Genomic DNA, 21,249 nt, shown 5'->3' with positions numbered 1-21,249 from the left:
AATTAATAATGATAAGTGCCGTAAGGTACAACGTGGATTGGTGCAGCAGGGTGTCTTATGAAGTGGCAATTATTAATGGCCTTTTTAGGTTACTTAGGTTTTATGATCTGGTTTGGCTGGTGGGTAAGCCGCAATTCTAAAGGGGGAGATGACTTTTTACTGGGTGGACGTAACTTACCGTTTTTTCTTACGTTAGGCACTACCGTTGCCACTATGGTTGGCACCGGCTCGTCAATGGGGGCGGTCGGTTTTGCCTACTTAAATGGCTGGGCAGGGATGATTTACGGCCTTGGCGGCGCGTGTGGCATTTTGCTGCTGGCCAAGTTATTTGCGCCGGTGCGCGAGCATCAATTTATGACCATGAGTGAAGAAGTTTCTTACTATGTTGGAGCCCACCCATTAGTCAAAAATACCATTGCCGTGTTTATTTTTGTCGCCAGTATTGGCTGGTTAGGGGCACATATTCTAGGCGGTGGTATGTATTTAGCGTGGCTGACTGGGCTATCACCGTTTTCAGCCAAACTGATTATTGCCTTAGGTTTTAGTATTTATGTGGTGATTGGTGGCTATGTTGCCGTGGTATGGACTGACTCGATTCAGGCGTTGATATTATTTGTTGGGTTTTTCTTGATGGCGGGAGTCGCGCTGTACGAGATAGGCGGTTTAGCAGAGATGGCAAGTGCGCAGCCAGCTGTTAATCAAAGCTTTTTATCACTCGATAAAATTGGTTACGTACATGGTTTATCATTATTTTTTGCGGTATTGATTGGTGTGTTAGTGGCGCCATCATTTCGCCAGCGAATTTACTCAGGCAAACATGTAAAAAGTATTCGCCAATCGTTTTATTTATCAGGCGGGTTGTATTTAGTGTTTGCTATTGTGCCTGCCATTATTGGCATGGTGGCCTATGCACTTAACCCCGCATTAGAAAACAGCGCCTTTTCGTTCCCGTATATGGCGTTTGAATTATTACCGTTTGGCTTAGCGGCTCTGGTCATTATTGCGGGCCTGTCGGCGACAATTTCCAGTGCCAGCTCTGATGCCATTGCCGCAGTGAGTGTATTAATACGCGACCTTTATAGTTTAGTGTTTAAACGTATGCCCCACGCCAAAGACGTGGTGATGCTGTCGCGTATCGGTTTAGTGATGACCATAGGTATTGCTTTATTATTGGCGCTACTGACTAACGACGTGATTGGTTACATTACCAATATGATCGCTACTTTGATGTCCGGCTTATGTGTCTGTGTGTTATTTGGCCATTTTTGGCCGCGTTTTAATTGGCAAGGCGCGATCACCGCTTTGGTTGTTTCGCTGTGTGTATCGCTGGCGATTATCTTAATGCCCAATTGGCTGGCTTATTGGAGTAATCCTATTATTCCAGCTACCTTAGCATCCGCTGCGTTAGCGGCAATCGTCACTTTACTCACTCCTGTGCAAACGTGTACATCAGCACAAGCTTTGGCTATTTTACAAGCGCAACGCGAGGAAATGCAGCATGATTAAAATAGCGTTTTTTGGTGAAGCGATGCGCGAGTTATCGCTAAATAATACACTGTGTTTTGGTGGTGATACCTATAACAGTGCGGTGTATTTAAAGCGGTTATTAATGAGTCGCGCTGAGGTATATTTTGCATCGGCAATCGGCAATGATGAATTAAGTAAACAGGCTTACACTCGCTGGCAAAACCAAGGGCTTAATTTACAGTACTTATTACGCAGTGATGCACGTACTTTAGGCTCATATGGCATTTCTCTTGATGATAGCGGCGAGCGGACCTTTCATTACGACCGTAAAAATAGTGCTGCCAGAGAATATTTTAAACTAGATCAACAGCAGGCTTTTTTAGCGGATCTTGAGGATAAACAATTTGATTACGTGTACTTTTCGGCGATTAGTCTCGCTATTTTGGACGATCAAAGTAGGCAGCTATTTATGGCCGCGATTGCGGTTTATAAAAATGCGGGTGGCAAGGTTATTTTTGACAGCAATTACCGTGGAGTACTTTGGCAAAATAAAGCCAAAGCGCAAAGTAGTTATAAGCAAGCCTACGCGTGTGCCGATATTTTATTGGTCACGGATGATGATCACTTTGGTGTTTTTGGGCTTGTTTCGCATCAGCAACTGGTAAATTTTTATCAAGCATACGCACATACCTTAGTGATTATTAAACAAGGGGTTAACGATACCTTGGTAATACAACAGCAGCTGTTAAGGCGTTACCCCGTGCAGCCTGTAAAACGTATTGTTGATACTACTGGCGCTGGAGATGCGTTTGCCGCAGGGTTTTTGGCTGAATACTTAATATCGCAACAGTGTGATGCTGCGGTTAATACGGCGCAACAACTTGCTGCACAGGTTATTGCTGCAAACGGCGCAATTGTGAGCACAACACTTACAACAGTAACGAGTAATCTACTTAGCACCACCGAACAGGACACTGATTATGAATAAGTTTATTTATTTGATTGGCATAATCATGCTCATCGTAGTGCTGCCCAGAACTGCAAGCGCTCAACCTGCGCTCATGCCAAAGCCTGCAAAGGTAATCATGCTGACAGGTAAAACCCAATTAAATGCTGAGCTTGGTGTGCATATTAGTAAACAGCATCAAGCGTTATTAACGCCATTGGTGTTGAATTCAACGTTTGCGCAGCAGTTTACTAAGCTTGATTGGCGTGATGTTAAAAACGCACAGTTACAAATAAGTATCAGCCAACGCGCTTCAGCTCTGCCTTATTTAGGTATGGATGAAAGCTATAAAATTGTGATTGCAGATAACTCAATTAAACTCAGCAGTCGTAATCAGTATGGCATTTTACGTGGCCTTGCGAGTTTATCGCAGTTAATGTTTAGTGCCGAAAAGCCCCGCGAACTGACCAATTTAGTTATAACGGATGCGCCTACTTATCCATGGCGTGGTTTATTATTTGATAGTGTGCGCCACTTTTTGCCTATAGAAGACGTAAAACGCACGTTACGTGGCTTGGCCTCAGCAAAATTCAATGTATTTCACTGGCATTTAACTGATGATCAAGGTTGGCGAATAGCGCTAAATAGCTACCCCAAGTTGCATCAACAGGCTTCAGATGGTTTGTATTATAGCCAAGCGCAAATCAAAGACGTGGTTGCGTATGCTGCAATGTTAGGTATTCGTGTGGTGCCAGAGTTTGATGTGCCAGGGCATGCCAGCAGCATTGTAATGGCGTATCCAGAGCTTGGTAGCGGTACAACTTTAACTGAGCTGGAACGACGTTGGGGGGTATTTAAACCGCTACTCGATCCAAGTAATCCTAAGGTGTATAAATTTGTTGATGAAATAGTGGCAGAGCTTGCGGGGTTGTTTCCTGATCCGTATTTACATATTGGTGGCGATGAAATTGACGACACAGATTGGCAAGCAAACAGCAAAATACAGGCTTTTATGCGCGAGCAAAAATTGGCTGACAGCCATGCACTACATGCTTATTTTAATCAGCGGGTTGCGAAAATATTAGCAAAGTACAATAAAAAAATGATTGGCTGGGATGAAGTACTGCACCCAAGCTTACCTAAAAATACCTTAGTGCAATCATGGCGCGGGCACCATTCACTCGCGGCGATCACCCAAGCAGGCTACGACGGGTTGCTATCGAGTGGTTTTTATATTGATCAACCGCAGTGGAGTAGCTATCACTATCGCAACCACCCGCAGCAACCGGTTAAGCCCAGGGTAACGGCAAACGCTGTGATAGGACATGTTGATTTTACGCTAACACGTTTAAAAGGCAGTGCGGTAACGGGCGACATTACCGTATTTGAAAGTGACGATGATCATGCTGGCATACACGCAATTGTAAACATTGTTGGTAAAGGGGCATTTATTACCGATAACGTGACTAAAACGGCAGATAACTATCAGCTGTTAATCGACACTTGGCTTGGCCCTACGCAACTGACCTTTAATTTATCAAATACTGCTAGTATCTCGGCATATGTGGGTAACACGCCTTATGCGTTTACCAGTCATGGCGCAGATAAGGTATCGCTTATACAGTTAAACCAGCAGTTAATACATGAGCAGCAACGGGTTAAATCAGGCAATGTACTCGGTGGTGAAGCGACAATTTGGGCTGAACTGATCACCACTGATAATCTAGATTCACGCATTTGGCCAAGGCTTTATGCCATAGGTGAGCGCTTCTGGTCACCTGCGAGTGTAATAGATGAGCGCGATATGTATAACAGGCTTGATGTTATGAACCGTTATGCGATTGAAAAAATTGGTTTACAACATCAGCAACAATTTATTCAGCGTTTAAAGCAATTACCAATTAGTTCAAAAGACGATCTTGATGCACTCGTTACTTTTAGCCAGCTGATCGAACCTGCGCACTATTATACTTTGCATCATTTAGCGTTTTTACGTGATGAATATCATCAATTAGCGCCACTGGATAAACTTGTGGATGTACTGCCCGTAGAGAGCCTGACGTTAAAACAATTTGACTATGCGGTGGATGACTATCAGCAATCGTGTGACGATCAGCAATTATTGTTACTACACAGCAAACTACTAAAGTGGCAACAATTACTAGAACGCGAGCAGCCGCTGTTTTTAGCGGTTCAACAATGGCAAGCAAGTTATTCGGCAATACTCCTTGCACTCAAGCAACACGATAAGCTGACTAAGCAGCATTTAGTGAAAAATAACAACGGCACTATTCCCCAAGTTATCGCATCAATTAACCGTTTAAAGAAAGCACGCTTAGGGTGTGGGCAATAGGGACTTAATGAGGAATAGGTTACGTTTGTTTGTAAATCATTGCGTTGCTATTTTAAACGCAATGATTTTAAAGTGGATGTCATTTTAAAGTAGCGGTTTATAAAAATACACAGTAGCGTTAAGTTCACCTGATGAACTCAGTGCAAACTGTGGTATTTGCCCAGCTTCTATATAATTTAATTTATGATATAAACGTGAGGCTACATCACCTAAACGAGTATCAAGCACCAGCAGTGTTAGTTGTTGCTGTAACGCGCTTTGTTCAAGGGTATTCATCAGTTGTTTAGCAAACCCTTGACCTTGATGTTGGCTGTGCACCATGAGTTTTTCAATTTCACCACGATGTGCGCCATTGGCTTTACTACATAACGATAATAGCACAGCACCAATCACCTCAGTTCCAACCGTGATAATAAATAACTCACGGTTGTTGTTTAGGGCGTGTTGACCTTCCGTGATTGATTTTGCAGCAGTCTATTTGGTATTTAGGCAAGGCAGCGCCTATGGTGTGTGATGTTCCCCATAAATAGGCGATAACGCAGTATAAATGCCAAACAGGCGCTGCCCAAAGGGTTCTTCCTAGGGGCGATTAAATCGCCCCTAGATTGAACAAATTTCAATCCACAAAGGTCAGCACGCCCTAGTAAATCGTTTTCAATACTGTACCAATATTGATCAGCATTTTTGTGGGTTAATGGCGCGATAAAACCAATTGATGCCCCGCAGTTAACACTATCAATGAGTAAATTACTCAGCGAATCTTTAAATTCATGCAGTGAATTTATTTTATAAACTTGAGAGTAGCCAGCGGCGACATCGTGCATTGCTTAACCTTCTAGTTGAAATGGGTAAACAGCGCCTAATTCAAGGTGCTGGGTAAGCTCATCAAGTGCATTATAGCTTTCGATAAGTAAATTAGGATCCGCAAAGTCATCATTGCTGAGTTTGTCGCGGTAGTGTTTATTAGCCCAATCACATAATTGTTGGTACTTGCTATCATTTAAAATGACAGCAGGGTTGACGGCCGCAAGTTCTGGTTGATTTAACGCAACACGCAAACGTAAGCAAGCAGGGCCACCACCATTTTGCATGCTTTGTTTTAAGTCAAAAAATTGCACTTGATCAACGGGGTTGTCAGCCATGATCATTTCTTCAATATAGGAGTTAACGGCTTGGTTATTTTTACATTCATGTGGGGCGACTAATAACATTTTTCCGTTTTTTAGACTAACGAGTTGGCTATTAAATAAATAGCTGGTAACGGCGTCTTGCACGCTTACTTTGGCGGTGGGTACTTCTATAATATGCAGCGTTTTATTCCCCATATAGGCATTTTTTATTTGTTGTAATGCATGCGATTGATTTAAAAAAGCTTGTTGATGGCATAGCAGAACATTGGCATTACCAACTGCAATCACATCATTATGAAATACACCTTGATCAATCACGTCAGGATTTTGTTGGATCATCAATTGGCTAGATGGTTTTAGCTGATGCAGTCGACAAATTGCTTGTGATGCTTCGAGAGTTTGGCGTGCCGGAAACTTACTTGGTTTTGGTAATGCGCTGTTAAATGCGCTGGCACCATACACAAATAACTCAAGTCCTTGTTCGCCATGCTCATCGCCTAAGCGTGTGTGATTAGCTGCGCCTTCATCGCCAAAAAAACCTTGATCGGGCAAGTGAGTGTGATGACTAAAATAATCATCGTTATTAAACATGGCTTTAAGCAAGCGAGTAGTAGTTTGGGGCTCAAGAGAGCGATGAAATTTATTATTTAAATTAGCGGCCGTAAAATGCACTTTGCCGTCAAGTGTATCGGCTGATGGAGACACTGTACCGGCATTGGCAGTCCACATTGATGATGCTGAATAACATGCACGAACTAACACCGGATCAGCTTTGAATGCTTTACTGATCACTTGTTCAGCAGTGCCTGTAAATCCTAAACGGCGCAGCACATTGATATCAGGGCGGGCATGCGGTGCAAATACGCCTTGGGTCAGCCCTAAATCATGCATTGCTTTCATTTTTGCAAGGCCTTGTAACACAGCCTCTTTTGGGTTTGAGTAACTAGCTGCATTGTTGAGCGAAGCTACGTTACCATATGATAAACCGGCATAATTATGAGTTGGGCCAACAAGGCCGTCAAAATTCACTTCTACTGATTTCATTGTCATCTCGTAATTTTAATATCTTGTGTATTAAAACTATACATAAAATAGCCAGTAATAGTTTAATTAAAATGAGCTAATTTTATGCTTTATAAATAACGCGCTCAGGTTAATCATAGTGTTCAGATGCTTCACTGATCGTTAATTGATGTACCGGTAGCTTTTTAGCGCTTAGTCTAAGTGCGGATAGTTATTTAACATCTCTACGCTCCTTTTCTGACATAGAGTGTGTTTCATTAGCATCATGAACATGCCAAACGCTGATGTCTAAGTGCCATAATAAATACAAAAAATTACTCATAGCCCGCTCCTTGTTAACGAGGTGATAAAGTTAAATCCCACACTTTATGTGAGTTAACTTTATATAAGGAAGATCTATGCCAGTACGGAAAATTATTTTTATGATATTAAAATCAAATAATTAGGTTTTTTGGAGAGTAAATGTTTGAGTGTAAGCACTAATATAGTGAAAAGTAATGACTAAAATGCACAATACTGGAGCATTAGAATTTAAATTGTGTGGGGTTTTTTGCACGAAATGGCCGGCTTTCGTGCAAAAAGAAATGTGCTTAAAACCCTTCGAGTACTAGTTTACCGCGTGATTGATGAGACTCTAAAATTTGGTGCGCTTTCATTAAGTTCTCAACGCTGATTTTCCCTAGATGTTGGCCTAAGGTAGTTTTAATGGTGCCGTTATCAACTAGCTCTGCTAATTCAGTAAGTAGCTGATGTTGCGCAATCATGTCGTCGGTTTGGTACATCGAACGGGTGTACATAAACTCCCAATGTAGCGAGATACTTTTACGTTTAAGTTTTAAAATATCAAAACTGGCTGGATCATCAATTAACGCTAATTTACCTTGCGGTTTTAGCACTTGAATAATTTCATCAAGGTGTTGCTCTGTATGGGTAAGGCTTATTACATAATCAAATTCAGTAAGCTTTAATTGCGCTCTTTGTGTATCTAAACTTTGTGAATGATCAAGTACCTGATCAACACCTAATTCTTGCAACCAAGTAACACTTTGTGCGCGTGCTGCGGTGCCTACAACAGTTAAATTGGTCAACTTTTTAGCTAGTTGCACTAAGATAGAACCTACACCACCAGCAGCACCAATTACTAATAAAGATGCGGGTTTTGCATCACTGGAGCGAGGTATTTGTAAGCGATCGAACAACAATTCCCATGCAGTAATACTGGTCAGTGGCAATGCTGCGGTTTGGGCATCATTTAAAGTGGTAGGCGCACGACCAACAATGCGCTCATCAACCAGTTGAAACTCTGCATTACTGCCTGAACGAGTTAAGTCACCGGCGTAATAAACACGGTCGCCAATATTAAATAAACTCACTTTATCGCCGACTGCTCTTACAATACCCACCGCATCCCAACCAATGACTTTATGACCTTCATCAGGACTTACATTAGCGCGAATTTTTGCATCCACAGGGTTGACCGAAATGGCTTTTACTTCGACTAGCAAATCGTGGTCATGCGCCATTGGTGTCGGTAACTCGATAATTTCAAAAGATTGTTCGTTAAGTGTTTTTGTTGCTGCTAGATATCCAATGGCTTTCATGAGGTAACTCCTTAATGTGTTTATGAACCTACTATAGCTGATTAATTTATATGAAAAAGAGGGTTGTATCTAAAACACTATCAAATATTTTTTGATAGTTAGCTTAAGTCAGTATTGAGTTTATCAAGCAAACTGATTAGCAGGGCTGCTTCTTGCTCATTAATAGATGGGAATTGGCAGCGAATTTTTTCAGGAATATCAGCAGCCTGTTGTTGTAGTTGTAGGCCGTGAGGTTGCAGCTTAACGACTCGCTTACGTTTATCTGTTTCACCTTTGACCACCGCTAAGAGCTGTTTATCGGCCATTTTTTTAAGAATTTGTGTCATTGCGCCACCATCGACCATCGTTTTTTCTAATAGTTGCGCAATACTGACTTTGTCTTCTTCCCAAAGCGCCATCATAACCACATATTGAGGATAAGTGAGATCCAGTTGATTTAATGCATCTCGATAAGCACGTACCACTGAATTTGACGCCATATACAAGCGATGACAAATTTGGTTCTCTAATTTTAATTGTGGGTATTTCATGAATGCTCTCTATACGGCTAGACAATACATTTTAATTTGCACACAAAGTATTTGCAATCATGATTTTTCTGCTTTATTATTTTGCATGCAAAATACTTTAACGTTTAACCTTAAATAAGGAAAAGACCATGAAAGAATTACTACAAGTCGCATATACAGCTAAAGCAACTGCAACAGGTGGCCGTGAAGGGTCTGCAAAATCAGACGATGGCCGTTTAAATGTCGCGCTTTCAACCCCTAAAGGCTTAGGTGGCGATGATGGTCAAGGTACTAACCCTGAGCAATTGTTTGCAGCAGGCTATGCCGCATGCTTCATTGGTGCATTAAAATTAGTAGCGGGCCAGGCTAAAATTAAATTACCTGCTGATACCCGTATTGATTCAGAAGTATCAATTGGTCCAATCGAAGGGGGCTTTGGGATTGCTGTAAAACTGGCTGTATTTGTTGGTGATTTAGATAAAACCACCGCTGAAGAATTAGTCGCTAAAGCGCACGAAGTTTGCCCATACTCAAATGCCACTCGTGGTAATATCGCAATTGAATTATCGGTGATCTAAGTTTTGTTAAATTAATTTTAAAAAGGCGCATTTTAAATCAAAATGCGCCTTTTTTACGACCGTTAGTTTATAATCCAGGGCGTTTTACGTACAACAAATAAAGGGTGGTAGCCATGTGGCAGTGTGTTTTTTTGATTTTTTCAATCCTTGGGTGTTGCTTTCTCTACTTAACGAATAAACATCAAGGTGCTTTAATTAATACATTGGCTGTTAAACCGTGGCGAATTTTAGGTTATTTTTTTCTATTCGTATCACTACTGGGGTGGCTTTGGTTGTTTACGATTAGTAACGCAATTTTTACTTGGGTTGTAATTAATATGGTCACACTGGGTTGTGCGCCATTGCTAATAAACCGTAGTAGTAAGGCAAAATAAGTGCGTATAAAAAAAAGCAACAGAATTGCACCTGATTGGTGGACAAAAACCATTGCCGCCACATTACTAGGGTATTTATTAGCACTGGGGTTAGTTGGCCTATTTGCTTGGTTTGGTCCCGGAGGAATAGACGCAAAGAGTAAAGTACAATTTAATGTATGGCTAACGCCACTAATATGGTTATTAATTGTAAGTTTTAGCTTTTTGTTTAAAAGTGGTTTACGTGCTTTTTTATGGCTATCGGCAAGTAATTGTGTGGTGTATGGCGCGCTGTATTTATTTAAATAGTTTATTTATTAAGGTATGTAGATGAAGATACGCAGCGATGTTTTGCGCATTTATCAATTAATTCATAGTTGGACTGGCATATTCGCAGGGATCATACTGTTTATTGGTTTTTTTGCGGGCTCATTAACTATGTTTAAAGATCAGATAGCGCAATGGGCTACCCCGCCTCATCATGTATTAGCGCCAGTAAAGTTTACGCAGTTAGACAGCTTGATCAGTCAGGCAACCAGCAGCCACGACAAAGCCCGTAGCGGGTTTAGCCTCTATTTAAATGATACAACTCGTTCGCCAATGATGTGGTACGAGCAGGGTACTGCACGAGGTTTAGCGTTAGATAAACAACGACAGCATGCAAGTTTAAATGCACAAGGACAACTGATAACACACCGAGCAGAGCAAGGCGTATTGGCTGAGCTTATTGATCAATTACACCGTAGTGCAGGAATAGCAGGAGCTATTGGTTACCGTATAGCGGGAGAATACGTATTAGGCACTGCCGCAATCGTGTATTTTTTGGCAATTGTGTCAGGCATCATATTTTTACTACCCAGTTTAACTAAAAATTTTTTTGCGATCCGTAAAGATAAAAGCGAAAAACGTTTTTGGCTTGATACCCATAATTTAGTGGGTATAACCAGCTTACCGTTTCATCTTGTTATTAGTTTAACGGTTGTGGTCTTTACTTTTAATAGCCAGATCTATGCAAGCTTAGGTACAGCGGTATATGGCGATCAGCCATTATTTCCAAGGAGCAACACCGTAGCTCACGTTTATCCATTTACAGAGTTACCACCGGTAGCGAAATTTCAAGCAATTGTAGATGAGCAAGCCCCTGGCTATATTATCAAAGAGCTTCGTTTTGTTGGTCTTGATACAGCATGGCCATTTGCACAGCTGGGGATTTACAACCCAACAGCGTTGATGCGCGGGCCAACCACCGACTATATTTTTATGCATCCTTTTACACTTGAAGTAAGTAATAATTCAGCCAGTACAGCGGATGATGCAATATGGAATCGCATTGTAGCCAGTTTTTATGCGCTGCACTTTGGTAGCTTTGGTGGTGATATTGGCCGTTGGAGCTATTTTATACTTGGTTTGGGCGGCGCATTTTTATTTTACAGTGGTAACTTATTGTGGCTTGAAAAACGTCGTGTTAAACAACAAAGTGCTGAAAATGTAAAACAAACACGTGCTTGTAGATTAATGGCTGCAGCTACTGTGGGGATGTGTTTAGGATCGATAGCGGGTGTAGCAATCACGATGGTGGTAGCAAAGTGGTTGTATCCGTTGGTAGATAATATAAACCATGCGTATTTATACAGTTACTACGGTGTATTTTTTTCATTTGTGTTTTACAGCTTTTACAAAGGAGCTGCCAAAGCGGCAATTACATTATTAAAAGTATGTATGTTTAGTTGTTTTGCAATCACTGCTACGTCACTTGTAGCAATGTTACTACCACAACTAGGTTTATACGTTGTAATTAACTTTACGAGTATCGGTGTTGATATTGTTGCGCTTTTAGCGGGGTTTGCGTTTATGTATTTTTATAAAATTACAAAACATCGTGCTCTGTACGGGCCTAAAGACAGCGTATGGGCATTACCTAAGCCGTTATCCACGATTTAATATAAAATATTTACTAATTTATGGTATGAAATCATTAATTAATACTATCTTCCCAATAAATGTAGTTAAATTATTTGTAATTAGACTAGAATATAGACGTAGTTTTAATTAAAGGATAAGTGGAATGCGGCAATTAGCGTTGGCGAAAAAGTTACTATGGCTTACTTTAGGCAGTATTTTTATAACCGTTTTAGTGCTATCAAGTGTGCTTTGGTGGCAACTTTCAAGTAGTAATAAGGTACTTTCAGCACAGGCTGAGACGTTAATAGTGGCTGAAGTAGAAGAAAAGCTAGCAACAAATGCAGCTGCATACGGCGAAAAAATAGCCGGTTTTATTAATGAGGCTTATCGTGTCCCTTTTTCATTGGCTGCTACGCTTGGTAACGAAGCGGCAGACGAAACACTAACCCGTGATTCTGTTGTACAACTTAACCGTTCCATTATTGCTGGTAATTCAATACTTTCATCAATTTATTCGCAATTTGAGGCGAACGGTTTTGATGGTAATGATCAGCAATTTAAAAACGGTTTTGATCATTCGGTCGCAGGTTCAGGTACTTTAGAGATATATTTTACTCGCAGCCGTGAAGGCGTGATTGATCAACAAATTGTCGATGACGCATCAGAAAAATACGTCACAACTAAAAATGAATTTGGCCTACGTGAAGCTGAATGGTACTTGTGTGCAAAAGACAATCGAAAAGCTTGCATAATGGAACCATACCTATACGAAATATCACCGGGTTATTCTGAAATGATGACTTCGTTAACGGTACCTATCCTGCGCTCGGGCAAGTTTATTGGGATCAGTGGAGTGGATATTACCTTACCTGTTTTTCAAACCATGACAGAGCAATTATCAAAAGAACTGTATAACGGTCAAGCTCGGGTTACTTTGTTAAGTTCACTCGATTTGATTGTGGGCAGTAGTCACTACAAAGAAAAGTTAGGTCGTCCACTTAAAGAAGCGGTTCCTGGGAATATTTTAGATGATTACGTTGCGCTGAAAAAGAATGCAGGCGTACTAAAGTCAGGTGATGAATATTTAGTTAACTACCCAATTGACATTAAGCTTGCGGGTAGCCAGTGGACATTGCTTGTTGAAGTACCCATAGAGCTTGCCTTAGAAGGGCCGCAAGCGCTTAGCGCAAGTATGCAAGATAATGCTAATACGTTAGGCGGGCTTATACTCGTGTCTGGTTTAGTGATTGCTGGGGCTGCATTTATTATCATGACGTTAGTGATCAAAAGTATTGTTGCGCCACTTAAGCAAATTCAACAGCGAGTTGATAATTTAGCCAGTGCTGAGGGCGATTTAACGCAAACATTATCTGTCGATACTCATGCTGAGTTAATGGCCTTAGCAACTGGCTTTAATGCATTTTTAGAAAAGCTACGCGATATGATTGCTCAGCTCAAAGATGTGTCAGGCCAAACAAAAGATCAAGCGCAAATTGCAGCGCATGTTGCCGTAGATACAAAGCAAAATGTACAAGCGCAATTTCAAGAAATTGAAAGCGTAGTGACTGCCATGAATGAAATGAGCGCCACGGCATTGGAAGTGGCTCGTGCATCTGAGCAATCGGCTCAGCAAGCTGATGAGATTAATAGCTTAGTTGTTAGCAGTGAAACAAGTTTGTCGTCTGCAGTAACGCAAGTTAAAACAATGTCTGAAGAAATCAAGCAGGCTAACCAAGCAGTTGAAAAAGTAGCGGCAAGAAGTAACGATATTACACAAATTTTAGATGTTATTCGGACTATTTCGGAGCAAACAAACTTACTTGCTCTTAATGCCGCAATTGAAGCTGCACGTGCTGGTGAACAAGGCCGAGGGTTTGCTGTAGTTGCTGATGAAGTTCGTGCGCTAGCATCGAAAACGCGTGCATCAACAGATGACATAAGTGGCCTAATTGATAACCTACAGTTAGAGGTGGGTAATGCATCAACCGTAATTGAAAAAGGGGTAATTCGTGCCCAAACGGCAGTTGATGAAACGACAGTCGCATTTGATGCATTGCACAGTGTTGTTGTTAAGGTTGAAGAAATAACCAACCAAATTACACAAATAGCGACAGCTGCAGAAGAGCAAAGCTCTGTGACTGAAGAAATCAATCGGAATTTAACGCTTATATCTGATGCAGCATCACAATTAGCTGATTTATCAACGCAAGCGGGAGACGGTAGTCAAATGCTGAATCAACTCGTTGCACAGCAAGATGATGCATTGAATAAATTAAAGACTTAAACCCGCCAACAGGTGTTTTAGATCTTAATACAAAAATGTTGAGATCTAAAACACACTGCTTTTATGCTATTTTAACAGCTGTAAAGATAGAAACATTTGCGCTATTAGTCCCGCAGCTAGCCTATTTGAATTTGGTCTATTTAAATAACTACGCAAGCCAGTAAATTGTATTTGAAAAAAACGCGCATATTCAAGTGCTGTTAAATCCTCAGCGAGCTCACCTTGGCGCTGTGCTTTTGTAAAAATAATACTTAAGAACTCTTCGAATTGACCTAACAAATTTTGACTTAATGTTTTTAGCGTTGGTTGATCGTCACCAAATTCGCTATTTGCTTTAATAAGCATGCATAAGTTGCTAGGAGCATGATGCTGGTCTTCAATCAATACCTGCGTTACAAACATTGTCAACCCATCAAGCACTTTTGAGTGTGCAGCTAAACAGGTATTTAACTTGTTTTGCATTTGCAATGCGTAGTCTTTTAATGCTTCGCAGTATAGACCTTCTTTAGAACCAAACGCAGCATAAATGCTACCTGGGCGCATGTTTATTGCATCTTGTAGATCACGGGTTGAAGTGGTGTTAAAGCCTTTTTGCCAAAATAATTGGCTGGCAGTGCGTACAACCGCATCACGCTCGAATTTAACTTTATTGACCATCATCATCACCTTCTTGAACGAATGCTCAATTTTAACTTGAACAATCGCTCAAAATCAAATAGTCTAGATCAGGTAAATACATTTAAATGACAACTTTGGAGTTAAATAATGACCGATTTTACTTTATATACTCAAGATAACGCACCTGAAGCCGCAAAACCTTTACTGACTAAATCAGTCGCTGCATTTGGTATGTTACCTAATTTACATGCTGTCATGGCAGAGGCGCCAACTTTGCTTGAGGGCTACCAAGTACTGCATGAACTATTTCAAAATACGTCGTTTAACGCTGAAGAGTTAACCGTGGTTTGGCAATCTATAAATGTCGAACATGATTGCCATTATTGCGTACCAGCACACAGTGCGATTGCTGCGGGCATGAAAGTTGATCAAAGTATTGTTGATGCATTGGTAAATAAAACACCGTTAGCAGACACTAAACTTGAAGCACTTCGCGAGACAACGTTGGCAATGACGCGTAGTCGTGGCGTAATAAGTGATGAGCAAATAGCTGCCTTTTTTGCTGCAGGTTATGCTAAGCAACAGTTATTGGAAATTATTGTAGGTTTATCACAAAAAGTAATGAGTAATTACACAAATCATCTGGCAGATACCCCAATCGATGCACCATTCAAAAAGTTTGTAAAATAATCAGTTGCTTTTACAGCGCAGACTTTCCTGCGCTGTATCTTGAGGTGGCTTGGGTATAGTATTTAAAGTTATTTAAAAATAACCTGCTTATCACTACGCGTGTATATACGCTTTTCAGGTTTAGTCCACTCACCTTTTTTTAAATAAGAAGTCGACACTATAAACTCGCCGTCTTTATAGTCACTAATAGATTTAACTTTAGTAATCCCTTCTTTTGATCCTGTTACAGTTTCGTATGCAACAAACTGTGTTGGGCTCAATACCTTCATAGTACCTTTAGTGTAAAAGCCTGCAGTAGTGAAATAATAAAATACCAGTGACTGTTGCTCACGATCCCAAAAAATCATCGACTCGCCACCGTACTCACCTTTGTTTATCGAGTGTTTGGTATGAATTGCTTGCCCATTTAACGCACGTTCCCATATACCTACATCTTGAATTTTTGGTTTGTTATCAGCAACCTTGAAATCAGCTTGCCATGTACCAAGGTAAGGTTTAAATACTGCTAGCTCAGGGGCTAGCTCGCTAGGTTGGGCGTGAGCAAAAAACGCCAAAGTGAGAAGAAAGGTTAAGGTAAGTGTTTTTATATATGACATAATTAGCGCCTTTAGTTGTTATTCTTTGCATAGTATAGGCGATAGTTCATTGATTAAAAAAATCTTAGTTATTTTTTCGAGTAGTTTTTTGTGTGTGTTAGTACTAGGCGGCTTGCTTGGCTATTGGGCTGCAATTATAAGCTGTGCGTATGTTCTAATGACGGTTATAACTATTTGTGTTTATAAATGGGATAAGCATTTAGCTATGGCAAAGCCAAAGCAATCAACAAGAGTACCTGAACGTAGTTTCCATATTTTAGCGTTAGTTTGCGGCTGGCCAGGGGCATTGATTGCACAGCAATGGTTTCGGCATAAATCACAAAAGCGTTCATTTATTGTTGTGCTGTGGCTAACCATTTTTCTAAATATTAGTGTGTTAGGTGCGGCGTATTACTGGCAATTTATTTAAATTGCTGCATTATCAGGTTATATAAAAATAAAAAAGCTAAATATTATGCATGTTTTTTACCGCTGTTATCACTTTATTTTAAAATGTATTGTCATTTTCATTGGTATACCTCACCCACGTTTATATCAAGGTTATTCGGGGCTAGAGCAATGGACAGCCCAATGGAATAGCGAAAAACCTGTGTTAGTCGTCAGTGACGCGACCTTACAAAAGCTTGGCGTGCTTAAGCAGACACTAGCGCAACTTGACGAGAAAAAAATAACTTGGCATTTATATACTGATGTTGCTCCAAATCCTACCATAGACAATGTTGAGCATGGCCTTGAAATGTATATAGAACATCATTGCACAGGCATTATTGCCATTGGTGGGGGCTCGGTAATGGACTGCGCTAAATTGATTGGAGCACGTGCCGTGAGGCCTAGTAAATCGGTAAAACAATTAAAAGGGCTTTTTAAAGTACTTAAATCTTTACCGCCTTTGTGTGCTATTCCAACAACAGCAGGAACAGGCTCAGAAACCACTGTTGCAGCCGTTGTTAACGACCCTAATACCAAAACAAAGTATGCCGTAACTGATTTTTCATTGGTGCCAAATGATGCGGTTTTAATTGGCGAACTAACACAAAGTGTGCCTGACTTTATTACAGCTGCAACGGGTATCGACGCGTTAACGCATGCCATCGAGGCGTATATAGGGACTATTGGCTTAGCATTTAGCAATGAAAAATCACTCCAGGCGATAGATCTTATTTTAAAAAACCTTAAAGTTGCTTATAACGAAGGTGATAACTTAGTTGCCAGAGAGCAAATGTTACTGGCCTCTTTTTACGCTGGACAGGCATTTACTCGTACATCGGTAGGGTATGTGCATGCTATCGCCCATCAATTTGGCGCGCAATATGGCACCGCACATGGTTTAGCTAATAGTGTACTATTAATGCCTGTTTTGAGGTTTTATGGCAAAGTAATATACCCTAAACTGGCTGAGATTGCGGATTATTGTAAGTTGACACAGCCCCAGCAAAGTACTGAGCAAAAGGCGTTGTTATTACTTAAAACGTTTGATGATTTATTAGCATCTTTAGCCATACCGAAAACGTTACCTGAGATAAAAGTAAACGATATATCGGGTATCTCACAAGCGGCAATGAAAGAAGCGCATCCAGATTATCCCGTGCCAGTATTTATGAGTCATTCACAATGTGAAGCAATTGTTCTGCAATTAACTCAGCAATCAAGTCAGCAATCAAGTCAGTAATAAGCTTTAAGCGTATGAGTTTGGCAAAGAAGCGCGTCGTTCCTGCAAGAGAAAATCGCAGGAACGAATTCACGAAATTAAATCAACGCCTTAGCTGAGCCTCAGGCTGGTTTAGTAAATTAATAACTGGATTTTGTTCAATTATTTTTGATTTTAAAGCAAAGCCAATAATTAAGCCTGCAATAAAGCCACCAATATGAGCGCCATAGTCAACACCATCTGGCGCAGAGATCATGCCAAAAATATTGATCCCTAACCAAATTACAAAAAACCAAACCGCAGATAACTTTTTCTGATAAATGATGATCATAAAGGTTAAGCTTGCGTGCCTAAACCACATTAAATACATACCAAATAAACCTGCGATAGCGCCGCTTGCTCCTACACTTGGAATTGCTGAACTTGGATCAACGATAAAGCTAGCAAAAGACGCCGCCAAGCCACAGACCATATACCACATTAAAAACTTTTTATGGCCTAATACGTCTTCTAGGTTATCGCCAATAATGTATAAAAAGTACATATTACCGATAAGGTGCATTACTGAGCCATGTAAAAACACACAGGTAATCACGCTCCATAAATGTTCGCCTTGAGAAATCTTACTTGGGTTCATGGCAAACAGTTCGAGTGTGGTGCTGAATGCGGTGGTATTAAAAAAATACAAGGCAAAAATAATGGCATTGAGAGCAATTAAACTGCGTGTTACCCACGGCGTTTGTTTTGGTTTTAGGTTATATTCAACCGGCATTTGCGTTAAAAATTGAAACAGGTAAGTTTTCCAACTAACTTTTTGATTTAGCTTGTCTAAGCTCGCTTTAAGTTCAGGGCTATTTTCAACGCTTTCTAATTGATCTTTTTCAATCCAACTACCATCACAATGACGGCACACATCAATTTCTGTATGGAAATCTTCGAGTAAATGAAAACGCTCTAAATTTTTATTACAATCAGGGCAATCTAGTTTGGAGATCCCCAACGACTCACCAAAATGAGTTTCGTATTTATCGCCGATTGGGCCTTCATTGATCTCGGCAATCATTCTATTAACTTCGTTTTTTTCAAACCATAGTCCACCACATTCACGACAAATATCAATTTCTTCACCTTGATAATGCGTCACTTCTAATGGATGGGTAATACAATGTGGACAGCGCTTAGTTGGCATTATTAGTGTCCTTTAATGAACCAATAATTATATCGTTTTTCTTTAATTCTTTTTGCAAGTTTAATGCACTCGCCTGAAGCTTAGGCAGTGTTTGTAACTCAATAATATCAGCAATTTTATTGAGTTCTAGCGAAGCTTGACGCGCAGACATTTGACGTTTTAACGCCGCTTCAATCACAAATTCAGCACGGCTATAAAAGCGGCGTATTTGAGTTAAAAATATGCTCGGCGTTTCAAGTGTTGTGGGTGAGTATTGCATTGTTTGCCAAATATATTGCTCAAGATTTGGTTTGTGATATTGCATTTCTGAACTCGGTGGGCTTTTAGCGAGTCGCTCTGCATAAGCACGTACATTTGCTGCGTTGTCTTTTACTTCGTCATAAAGTGAGGTGCGAAGATAAAAATTATCTTCCATTTTACTATATGTATCAAATTTAAGCGCTTGCTCTAAACCACTTTGCGCGGCTAGGTAAACCCCAAAAATTGTTGAAAGCACAAGAAATACCTGATTTAGCCAAAAACCGGTACTTTTTAATTCTTTATTATCAACCGTTTTTAATGCTTCAGCCAATTTAGGTTTAGGTGTTGGTGCTCTATCTTCAGAGGTAGGTTGTGTTGGTTCCACGTGTTTATTCCTTATGCGATTGCTTCCTTTTTGAGCGCGATAGGCTACTTGAATTTTTTGGTTTTAACAATCAGTTGTTGTTAATTTGTTTCATATTTTATGTAATGTGTTTTGAATTAGAAGGAATTACAAGGGATATAGGTTTATTTATATTGTTTAGAGGTATTATGTTACCCGAATACAGTGGTTATTTACATTGTCGGGAATAGGTAAATAGTTTACTTTTGATAAGTGGTGCTATCTGGCGCTTCGGGGGGGCAATTAATTATCATTAAAACCAACCCCAACCCCTCACAATAAACTGACCTAAAGCTGATGAAACTTATGTATATCTAATTATTTAAATAACTACCTCAAAAGTTTGATTAAATTGCTTTAATGCGGCTTCTACGCGGGTTATGCCTAAATCGAATTCAGCCCGAGTTGCTGGTCCGCCTAGGGTGAGGCGTACACCATTTTGGCAATTCGCTTTGCTGGTGGGATCGTCGAGGACAAAAGCGTCTAATGTCCTCACTATTACTTTATGTGCTTTTAATACGCCGCAAAATTCAAACATATTTTGCGACGGAGCTAGGGGGATATACACGTTTAAACTGGCAAAATGTGCGTCTATTTCGTAGGCTTTGAGTCGTTTTTTAGTTTCTTCAATACGATATCTGATTTCATCGGCAAGCTTGGTTTGATTATAAGCAAACTCGTTACTTTTAATAGCGCGCATTATTAATTCAAAGTTCATTGAGGACACCGCCCAACATTCACTATGAAGTTGTTTTAAAATTGGTTGTTCCCAAAGTCGTGGAGGTAATAAGTAACCCGCTCGTAGCCCGCCGGCAAAGTATTTTGAAAAACTTGAGATATAAAAAACGCGATCGGGAGCTTGTTGCCATAATGGTAATCGCCAATGCTCTGGCAAACAGTAATTTACGTCATCTTCAATAATGAAAAAATTATATCGGCGACTCAGCGCCAGTAGAGCATCTAAATTGTCACTGCTATAGCAAATATTGGTCGGGTTTTGACAGTTTGGCGTGATATACACTGCTTTGATTGTCCGTGACTTGCACAGAGCTTCAATTTGCGCAAGATCAATCCCTTCGTTATACACGTTTACTTGCGCTAATGAAAGTTTAAGCGAATGACACGCATGATAAAAACCGGGGTAACACATCGACTCTGCAATGACAGTATCGCCACTTTCACACAAGGTTGCTAACGTAGTGAATATTCCTTGCTGAGCGCCTTGGGTAAATATCAACGGATGGTTTAAGCAATCAATGCCCTTATCCGCTAGCCATTGCTTAAAAAAATGTTGATGTGAGGTAAGCCCGTTGAGTTTATAAATCATCACATCTTTTAATGCACTTTGATCCTTTGATAGCGATTGCAGGGCGTTGGTCATAACATGTTGTTGCCCCATCATAGGTTGCATGCTCGAAGCAAAGTCGGTGTCGCCCTCAAAGTGACTTAACTCAATAACTTTACTTACAAAGGTACCAGCCCCTAGTTTTGCAGTAACCAACCCTCGCTGCTCAAGTAAAGCGTATGCACGCGTTACCGTACCATGTGTAACACTTAGGCTGTCAGCGAGTAGTCGTTGGGCTGGTAACTTTTGCTCAAAACCCAGCATTTTGTTGTCGATAGCATGCTCAATCAAAGCAGCTAATGCACGGTATTTGGGTTGTGTGTCACATAAGTTGCTAAACAGAGCCCGATCAGGTTTGTAAATTGTATCCATAA

The 21,249-nt window shown here is 40.4% G+C and carries 20 protein-coding genes; 10 read left to right on the top strand and 10 right to left on the bottom strand.

The features are described 5' to 3' along the window. The first annotated feature begins 57 nt into the window (after positions 1–57). From ADS77_RS00390 to ADS77_RS00380, 3 genes are read left to right on the top strand one after another with little or no spacing between them, the layout of a single operon-like run. The gene (locus ADS77_RS00390) at positions 58–1,506 is read left to right on the top strand and encodes a sodium:solute symporter family protein (protein WP_054452282.1); all 1,449 of its coding nucleotides are present in this window, start codon (positions 58–60) and stop codon (positions 1,504–1,506) included. After that, a complete protein-coding gene (locus tag ADS77_RS00385) occupies positions 1,499–2,455 on the top strand; it encodes a sugar kinase (protein ID WP_054452276.1) in 957 nt (318 codons plus the stop codon). Before ADS77_RS00390 ends, ADS77_RS00385 begins: the two co-directional genes overlap by 8 nt. Next, the gene (locus ADS77_RS00380) at positions 2,448–4,766 is read left to right on the top strand and encodes a family 20 glycosylhydrolase (RefSeq protein WP_054452274.1); all 2,319 of its coding nucleotides are present in this window, start codon (positions 2,448–2,450) and stop codon (positions 4,764–4,766) included. The genes ADS77_RS00385 and ADS77_RS00380 overlap by 8 nt, the downstream gene beginning before the upstream one ends. Before the next feature lie 84 nt (positions 4,767–4,850). On the opposite strand, the gene ADS77_RS00375 is transcribed toward ADS77_RS00380, so the two are convergent. From ADS77_RS00375 to ADS77_RS00355, 5 genes are all read right to left on the bottom strand, one after another. Further along, on the bottom strand, positions 4,851–5,225 hold the full coding sequence (locus ADS77_RS00375) for a GNAT family N-acetyltransferase (protein ID WP_082355566.1): 375 nt from the start codon (positions 5,223–5,225) through the stop codon (positions 4,851–4,853). 26 nt (positions 5,226–5,251) lie between these two features. Continuing rightward, positions 5,252–5,590: a hypothetical protein gene (locus tag ADS77_RS00370; RefSeq protein ID WP_054452270.1), complete on the bottom strand. Its 339-nt coding sequence runs from the start codon at positions 5,588–5,590 to the stop codon at positions 5,252–5,254. Positions 5,591–5,593: 3 nt separating this feature from the next. Then, the gene (gene astB / locus ADS77_RS00365) at positions 5,594–6,940 is read right to left on the bottom strand and encodes an N-succinylarginine dihydrolase (RefSeq protein WP_054452269.1); all 1,347 of its coding nucleotides are present in this window, start codon (positions 6,938–6,940) and stop codon (positions 5,594–5,596) included. A 569-nt stretch (positions 6,941–7,509) separates the two neighbouring features. Further along, complete coding sequence (locus ADS77_RS00360; RefSeq protein WP_054452267.1) at positions 7,510–8,520, bottom strand: zinc-binding alcohol dehydrogenase family protein; 1,011 nt, start codon at positions 8,518–8,520, stop codon at positions 7,510–7,512. A gap of 98 nt (positions 8,521–8,618) precedes the next feature. After that, positions 8,619–9,050: a MarR family winged helix-turn-helix transcriptional regulator gene (locus ADS77_RS00355; protein WP_054204123.1), complete on the bottom strand. Its 432-nt coding sequence runs from the start codon at positions 9,048–9,050 to the stop codon at positions 8,619–8,621. A gap of 128 nt (positions 9,051–9,178) precedes the next feature. On the opposite strand from ADS77_RS00355, the gene ADS77_RS00350 reads away from it, so the two are divergent. The 4 genes from ADS77_RS00350 (at position 9,179) to ADS77_RS00330 (ending at position 14,146) form a co-directional block, all read left to right on the top strand. Beyond that, on the top strand, positions 9,179–9,607 hold the full coding sequence (locus ADS77_RS00350) for an organic hydroperoxide resistance protein (protein WP_054452265.1): 429 nt from the start codon (positions 9,179–9,181) through the stop codon (positions 9,605–9,607). Positions 9,608–9,981: 374 nt separating this feature from the next. Further along, positions 9,982–10,269, top strand: coding sequence for a hypothetical protein (locus ADS77_RS00340; protein WP_054204126.1), 288 nt, complete (start codon positions 9,982–9,984; stop codon positions 10,267–10,269). Positions 10,270–10,290: 21 nt separating this feature from the next. Further along, positions 10,291–11,901 (top strand): PepSY-associated TM helix domain-containing protein, encoded by a 1,611-nt coding sequence (locus ADS77_RS00335; protein WP_054452263.1) that lies wholly within the window; start codon positions 10,291–10,293, stop codon positions 11,899–11,901. A gap of 124 nt (positions 11,902–12,025) precedes the next feature. Continuing rightward, a complete protein-coding gene (locus tag ADS77_RS00330; protein WP_054204128.1) occupies positions 12,026–14,146 on the top strand; it encodes a methyl-accepting chemotaxis protein in 2,121 nt (706 codons plus the stop codon). 66 nt (positions 14,147–14,212) lie between these two features. On the opposite strand, the gene ADS77_RS00325 is transcribed toward ADS77_RS00330, so the two are convergent. Further along, positions 14,213–14,803, bottom strand: a complete 591-nt coding sequence (locus ADS77_RS00325; protein WP_054204129.1) for a TetR/AcrR family transcriptional regulator — start codon at positions 14,801–14,803, stop codon at positions 14,213–14,215. A 108-nt stretch (positions 14,804–14,911) separates the two neighbouring features. On the opposite strand from ADS77_RS00325, the gene ADS77_RS00320 reads away from it, so the two are divergent. Next, positions 14,912–15,454: a carboxymuconolactone decarboxylase family protein gene (locus ADS77_RS00320; protein WP_054204130.1), complete on the top strand. Its 543-nt coding sequence runs from the start codon at positions 14,912–14,914 to the stop codon at positions 15,452–15,454. Positions 15,455–15,522: 68 nt separating this feature from the next. Here the strand turns inward: ADS77_RS00320 and ADS77_RS00315 are convergent, their stop codons facing one another. Beyond that, positions 15,523–16,050, bottom strand: a complete 528-nt coding sequence (locus ADS77_RS00315) for a hypothetical protein (protein WP_054452261.1) — start codon at positions 16,048–16,050, stop codon at positions 15,523–15,525. 49 nt (positions 16,051–16,099) lie between these two features. Between ADS77_RS00315 and ADS77_RS00310 the strand changes: the two genes are divergently transcribed. Together ADS77_RS00310 and ADS77_RS00305 are read left to right on the top strand one after the other, a co-directional pair. Next, positions 16,100–16,459 (top strand): DUF1294 domain-containing protein, encoded by a 360-nt coding sequence (locus ADS77_RS00310; protein ID WP_054452259.1) that lies wholly within the window; start codon positions 16,100–16,102, stop codon positions 16,457–16,459. Positions 16,460–16,504: 45 nt separating this feature from the next. After that, entirely contained in the window at positions 16,505–17,719 is a 1,215-nt protein-coding gene (locus ADS77_RS00305; protein WP_054452257.1) for an iron-containing alcohol dehydrogenase, read from the top strand. A gap of 82 nt (positions 17,720–17,801) precedes the next feature. Here ADS77_RS00305 and ADS77_RS00300 read toward each other — a convergent pair whose 3' ends face one another. The 3 genes from ADS77_RS00300 to ADS77_RS00290 form a co-directional block, all read right to left on the bottom strand. Continuing rightward, positions 17,802–18,887, bottom strand: coding sequence for a rhomboid family intramembrane serine protease (locus tag ADS77_RS00300; protein ID WP_054204134.1), 1,086 nt, complete (start codon positions 18,885–18,887; stop codon positions 17,802–17,804). Then, complete coding sequence (locus tag ADS77_RS00295; protein ID WP_054452255.1) at positions 18,877–19,512, bottom strand: hypothetical protein; 636 nt, start codon at positions 19,510–19,512, stop codon at positions 18,877–18,879. Before ADS77_RS00295 ends, ADS77_RS00300 begins: the two co-directional genes overlap by 11 nt. 340 nt (positions 19,513–19,852) lie before the next feature. After that, positions 19,853–21,247: a PLP-dependent aminotransferase family protein gene (locus ADS77_RS00290; RefSeq protein WP_054452253.1), complete on the bottom strand. Its 1,395-nt coding sequence runs from the start codon at positions 21,245–21,247 to the stop codon at positions 19,853–19,855. Positions 21,248–21,249: the final 2 nt, after the last annotated feature.

Origin of the sequence: Pseudoalteromonas porphyrae, assembly GCF_001298125.1 — a bacterium.
GTDB classification, from domain to species: domain Bacteria; phylum Pseudomonadota; class Gammaproteobacteria; order Enterobacterales; family Alteromonadaceae; genus Pseudoalteromonas; species Pseudoalteromonas neustonica.
Note: the sequence above shows the minus strand (reverse complement) of the source record. Positions and strands in the feature narration are given on the sequence as shown.